This window comes from Aldersonia kunmingensis, assembly GCF_001646865.1.
Classification (GTDB): domain Bacteria; phylum Actinomycetota; class Actinomycetes; order Mycobacteriales; family Mycobacteriaceae; genus Aldersonia; species Aldersonia kunmingensis.
Genome location: NZ_LRRB01000150.1, coordinates 1 through 4,944 on the forward strand (window position 1 = coordinate 1; position 4,944 = coordinate 4,944).

6 protein-coding genes are annotated in these 4,944 nt (G+C 65.7%); 5 read left to right on the forward strand and 1 reads right to left on the reverse strand.

The genetic code is table 11. From position 1 onward, the window contains the following. On the reverse strand, positions 1-1,375 hold a 1,375-nt coding region (locus tag A8G08_RS11435), incomplete at its 3' end, for a glycoside hydrolase family 15 protein (protein ID WP_245672785.1). A 268-nt stretch (positions 1,376-1,643) separates the two neighbouring features. Between A8G08_RS11435 and A8G08_RS11440 the strand changes: the two genes are divergently transcribed. The 5 genes from A8G08_RS11440 to cysW form a co-directional block, all read left to right on the forward strand. Next, positions 1,644-1,850, forward strand: a complete 207-nt coding sequence (locus A8G08_RS11440) for a hypothetical protein (protein WP_068273828.1) — start codon at positions 1,644-1,646, stop codon at positions 1,848-1,850. Positions 1,851-1,996: 146 nt separating this feature from the next. Continuing rightward, positions 1,997-2,086 (forward strand): Ms4533A family Cys-rich leader peptide, encoded by a 90-nt coding sequence (locus A8G08_RS28455; protein WP_425394550.1) that lies wholly within the window; start codon positions 1,997-1,999, stop codon positions 2,084-2,086. A gap of 121 nt (positions 2,087-2,207) precedes the next feature. Beyond that, the gene (locus A8G08_RS11445; protein WP_068273830.1) at positions 2,208-3,236 is read left to right on the forward strand and encodes a sulfate ABC transporter substrate-binding protein; all 1,029 of its coding nucleotides are present in this window, start codon (positions 2,208-2,210) and stop codon (positions 3,234-3,236) included. Between the two features lie 22 nt (positions 3,237-3,258). Next, a complete protein-coding gene (gene cysT, locus A8G08_RS11450) occupies positions 3,259-4,152 on the forward strand; it encodes a sulfate ABC transporter permease subunit CysT (RefSeq protein WP_169823295.1) in 894 nt (297 codons plus the stop codon). Beyond that, positions 4,149-4,944: sulfate ABC transporter permease subunit CysW (gene cysW / locus A8G08_RS11455; RefSeq protein WP_068273833.1), on the forward strand; the 796-nt coding region annotated here is incomplete at its 3' end. The genes cysT and cysW, both read left to right, overlap by 4 nt.

Genomic DNA, 4,944 nt, shown 5'->3' on the forward strand with positions numbered 1-4,944 from the left:
GCAGGGTGGCGAGTTTGACGCCGCGGTCGAGCGCAACCCAGCACATGACCTTCGACGAGGTGAAATGCTGCGGCTCGCCGCGCACCTCCCAGATGCCGCGGTCGGGCTGGCGCCAATGCTTGATCGCCTCTTCCACTTGGCGCTTGAGCAGCGGCCACAACGATTCCGGCACCTGCTCGCGCGAACGCACGTGCAGGTAGACCGAGTCCAGCATGGTGCCCCAAATGTCGTGCTGGGCCTGGTTATAGGCGCCGTTTCCGATCCGCACCGGCCGCGCGCCGTCGTACCCGGAGAGGTGGTCGAGTTCGGATTCCTCGAGCGTCATCTCGCCGCCGATGCCGTACAGCACCTGGAGCGGTACTGGCTTCTTGTCGCGCTGGGATACATCGCTCATGAATGCGAAGAAGTCATTGGCCTCGCGGTCGAGACCGAGCGTGTACAGGCCCCACAGCGCGAACGTGGAGTCGCGCACCCATGCATAGCGGTAGTCCCAGTTGCGTTCGCCGCCAGGGGTTTCCGGCAACGACGTGGTGGCAGCGGCCATGAGCGCACCGGTTGGCGCGTAGGTCAGTCCCTTGAGTGTGAGCGCGCTGCGTTGCAGGTAGCCGCGCCACGGGTGATCGGGGAACTTGCCGATGGTGATCCACTGCCGCCAACACTCGGCGGTCTGCCACATCTTGTCCGACGCCTCGTCCCAGTTGCGCGGTGGTGCCCACTCGCCCCACGACAGCGCGACGTACACCTTGTCGCCCTGGGTCATCCGGGTCCGCGCCCGCGCTTCGCGGCCCTCGAGGCCGAGTCGTAGGTCGGTGGTCAGTCGCAGGGTAGGTGCGAAGCCGTCCGCGGGATCGCACGTCGCGGTGGCCTGCTCGTACACCTTGCCGGTGTACTCCCAGCGTGCCGGCGCACGGTGGTAGTCGAAGGCGGGCTCGCAGCTCATCTCCAACTCGACGACACCGCTCACGCATTTCACAGTGCGCAGCAACATGTGCTCGGCGTCCCAGTCCCACGGCGTGCGGCGGTGCGTCCGTGAACGCTCTGCGGTGTTGTGCCAGGGACCGAGCACGAGTGCGTCCCGCACGATCAACCAGCCGGTGTCGGTCTGCCACGTGGTTTCGACGATCACTCCGCCGGGCAGATACCGCCGCGCGGCGGGCACGTTCTGCCCGTACGGGCCGATCCGGAAATGGCCCGCGCTGCGATCGAGGATCGATCCGAAAACACTGGGTGAGTCCGGCCGCGGTACGCACATCCACTCGACGGACCCGTTTCGCGCGATGAGGCAGTTGGTCTCGCAGTCGGACAGAAACGCGTAGTCATCGATCGGCGGGAAGGTGCTGTGGCGAGACAGGGATGCGAGGGCTCCGCCGTGCATCGCCTCGGGCGTGTGTGGGTCCTCGACCGACGGTGCTCCGTCGGTTGAAGGCGGCGCAAGGGGCGGTGATACGACCACGTCGTCGTCTGCCGGTAGAACAGTCCGATCGTCGAGTGACGCCATAGCAATCAATCATCTGCCCGGTACCGCATTCCGTCCACACAAACGCAGCACCGAAGGCAGTGGGGTGTTCCGCCCGAAGGCAGTGGGGCGGCCCGCCCGAAGGCAGTGGGGCGGCCCGCCCGTGCGCACCGGATAGGCTGGCGCCATGCAACGAATCGGCAGCTGGTGGGATGCCATCGAACTCTGGGTGGCAGGTTTGCCGTTCCTTCCGCAGTTCGTGGTGCTGGTCCTCGTGCTGGTGCCGGTCAGCTTCGTTCTCGCATTTGGTCTCGACACCGTCGTGAATGCCGTGTTGCGGCTCATCGGCCGCCGTGGCGACGATGCTCCGGTGCGTGTGGAAGGTCAGCGCTGATGCCGCAGTCGCGGGTCACGCTCGCCCTCATCGTTCTGCTGGTTCTCGTCGTCGCGGCGTGGCTGCTCACCCGTTGACGCGTCTGTGTTTCAGATAGCCGTAGCGAGTTCTGCCGGGGGCAGTGCCCTCTGATATTGTCTCGCCTCGTGACTGCAAGCGCCGTTTCACAGGTCCGCCACAGGTTGGCGTTGATCGCTGTCGGCATGCTTGCTGTCGCCGACATCGCCTGTCGCTGATCGAATGCTCGGGTGGCGCATTCTCCCGCGCCCCCAAACGTGAGCAGCCTGCCACGCCCGCATTGTCGCCGGCGTATCTCGCCGGTTTTTCCATTTGTTTGATCAGAAGGGTCCATTCCCCATGAAACGTGGTCTTCGTTCCGTCGCTATTGCCTCCGCACTTGTGGGCGTGCTTGCGCTCACCGCGTGCGGCGGTGGCTCGAGCGACGTCGTCGGCGAGGAGAACGCATCCTCCGGCGAGGGCGGCACCCTCAACCTTTACGCGTACGCCGTGCCGAAGCCGGGCTTCGACAAGGTCATCCCGGCCTTCAACGCCACCGAGGAGGGCAAGGGCGTCACGTTCCAGCAGTCCTACGGCGCCTCGGGCGATCAGTCCCGCAAGGTCAAGGACGGCGCGGAAGCCGATGTCGTCAACTTCTCTGTCGAGCCGGACATCACCCGCCTCGTCGACGCGGGCCTGGTCGACGCGGACTGGAACTCCGGCGCGGACAAGGGCATCCCGTTCGGCTCGGTCGTGACCGTCGTAGTCCGCAAGGGCAACCCCAAGAACATCAAGGACTGGGACGACCTGCTGCAGCCCGGCCTCGAGGTTGTGACCCCGAACCCGTTCAGCTCGGGCTCGGCCAAGTGGAACCTGCTCGCGCCCTACGCGGCGAAGAGCGACGGCGGCGCGAACCCACAGGCCGGCCTCGACTACCTGAACAAGCTGATCGGCGAGCACGTCAAGGTGCAGCCGAAGTCCGGTCGGGAAGCCACCGAGACGTTCCTGCAGGGCACGGGCGACGTCCTGCTCAGCTACGAAAACGAGGCGCTGTTCGCCGAGAAGAACGGTGACCCGGTCGAGCACGTCACGCCGCCGGTCACGTTCAAGATCGAGAACCCGGTCGCGGTGATCAACACGAGCAAGAACCTGGAGAAGGCGACCGCTTTCCGCGACTACCTGTTCACCGATGAGGCTCAGAAGCTGTGGGCCGAGGCCGGCTTCCGTCCGGTCGACCCGGCGGTGGGCGAGCAGTTTGCCAGCCAGTTCCCGGCCCCGCAGAAGCTGTGGACCATCGCGGACCTGGGTGGCTGGAAGAAGGTCGACGCCGAACTGTTTGCCAAGGACACTGGTTCCGTCGCCGTAATCTACGACAACGCCACCAAGTAACAGCGAGAGAAGTTAGAAGACCGTGACGACGACACAGCCGGCCGTGGCCGGGACGGGAGCCAACCTCCCCGTCCCGTCCGCGCCGCCGCCGCCACGCAACCGGGGGCGCCGACGGTTCCAGGTGACTGGGACCATCGGTCCGCTCGGGATCGGCGTGGCGATGCTCTGGCTAACGGTGATCGTGCTGCTGCCGCTCGCGGCACTGACGGTCACCTCCTTCGAGGACGGCTGGTCCGGTTTCTGGGACGCCGTCACCGCACCCTCGGCGCTCGCGTCGCTGCGGGTCACGGTGACGGTGTCCGTCATCGTCGCGCTTATCAATGTCGTGATGGGCACCCTGATCGCCTGGGTGCTCGTCCGCGACGAATTCCCCGGCAAGCGGATCGTCAACTCGATCATCGACCTGCCGTTCGCGCTGCCGACGATCGTCGCCAGCATCGTGCTGCTGTCGCTGTATGGCCCGGACAGCCCGGTGAACATTCACCTGAATGCCACCCAGCCCGGTCTCATCGTGGCTCTGGCCTTCGTCACGCTTCCTTTCGTCGTGCGCTCGGTGCAGCCGGTGCTCATCGAATTGGACCGCGAGGTGGAACAAGCCGCCGCCTCGCTCGGCGCGAATAACTGGACCACGTTCCGCAGGATCATCCTGCCGACGCTTGGTCCGTCCATCATCAGCGGCGCGGGGCTGGCGTTCGCCCGCGCGATCGGTGAGTACGGCTCGGTGGTGCTGATCGGCGGCAATATCCCGCGGGTCACGCAGATGCTGTCCCAGCACATCCAGCAGCAGATCGAGATCGACCGCCCGGTGAACGCGGCGGCCGAGTCGGTCGCGCTGCTCGCGATCGCCTTCGTGACGCTGCTCGTGCTACGCCTGTTCGCGGAGCGCACGATGCGACGGGAGCAGAGGCAACAATGAACCTGTCCACTCCCTCCAAGCTGACGCTGAGATATGTCGCGCTTGGATACCTGTTCGTGCTGCTGGTCGTGCCCGTCGGGCTGATCCTGTTTCGCACCTTCGAACGCGGTATCGGCGCGTTCATCGACTCGATCACCACGCCTGCAGCCATTTCGGCGCTGCAGCTTTCGCTTTTGATCGTGGCGATCGTCGTGCCGATCAACGTGATCTTCGGCGTGCTCACCGCCCTCGCGCTCGTGCGCGGCCGATTCCCGGGCCGGTCATTCATGCAGGGCGTCGTCGATCTGCCGTTCGCGGTGTCGCCGATCGTCGTGGGTGTCTCGCTGATCCTGCTGTGGGGCGCGGGCGGCTGGTTCGGCGGTCTCGACAACGCGGGATTCAAGATCATCTTCGGTCTACCCGGCATGGTGCTCGCGACCATCTTCGTGACACTTCCGTTCGTGGTGCGCGAGGTGGAACCCGTGCTGCACGAGATCGGTGAGGAACAGGAACAGGCGGCCGCCACACTCGGCGCCTCGAACTGGCAGACGTTCTGGCGCGTCACGCTGCCGGCGATCCGCTGGGGCCTGACCTACGGTGTCGTGCTCACCGTGGCGCGTTCGCTCGGCGAGTTCGGCGCGGTCATCATGGTCTCCTCGGGATTCCCCGGTGTCTCCCAGACGTTGACCCTGCTGGTGCATTCGCGCTACATCGACGACCACAACACCTTCGGCGCTTACTCGGCCGCGACGTTGCTGATGCTCATCGCGCTCGTCACGCTGCTGGCCATGACCGTCCTCGACCGCAAGAGGG

Excerpts from the sequence above, each read along its gene's own strand:
- A8G08_RS11440 (WP_068273828.1), top strand. The coding sequence starts at position 1,644 with ATGCAACGAATCGGCAGCTGGTGGGATGCCATCGAACTCTGGGTGGCA.
- A8G08_RS11445 (WP_068273830.1), top strand. The coding sequence starts at position 2,208 with ATGAAACGTGGTCTTCGTTCCGTCGCTATTGCCTCCGCACTTGTGGGC.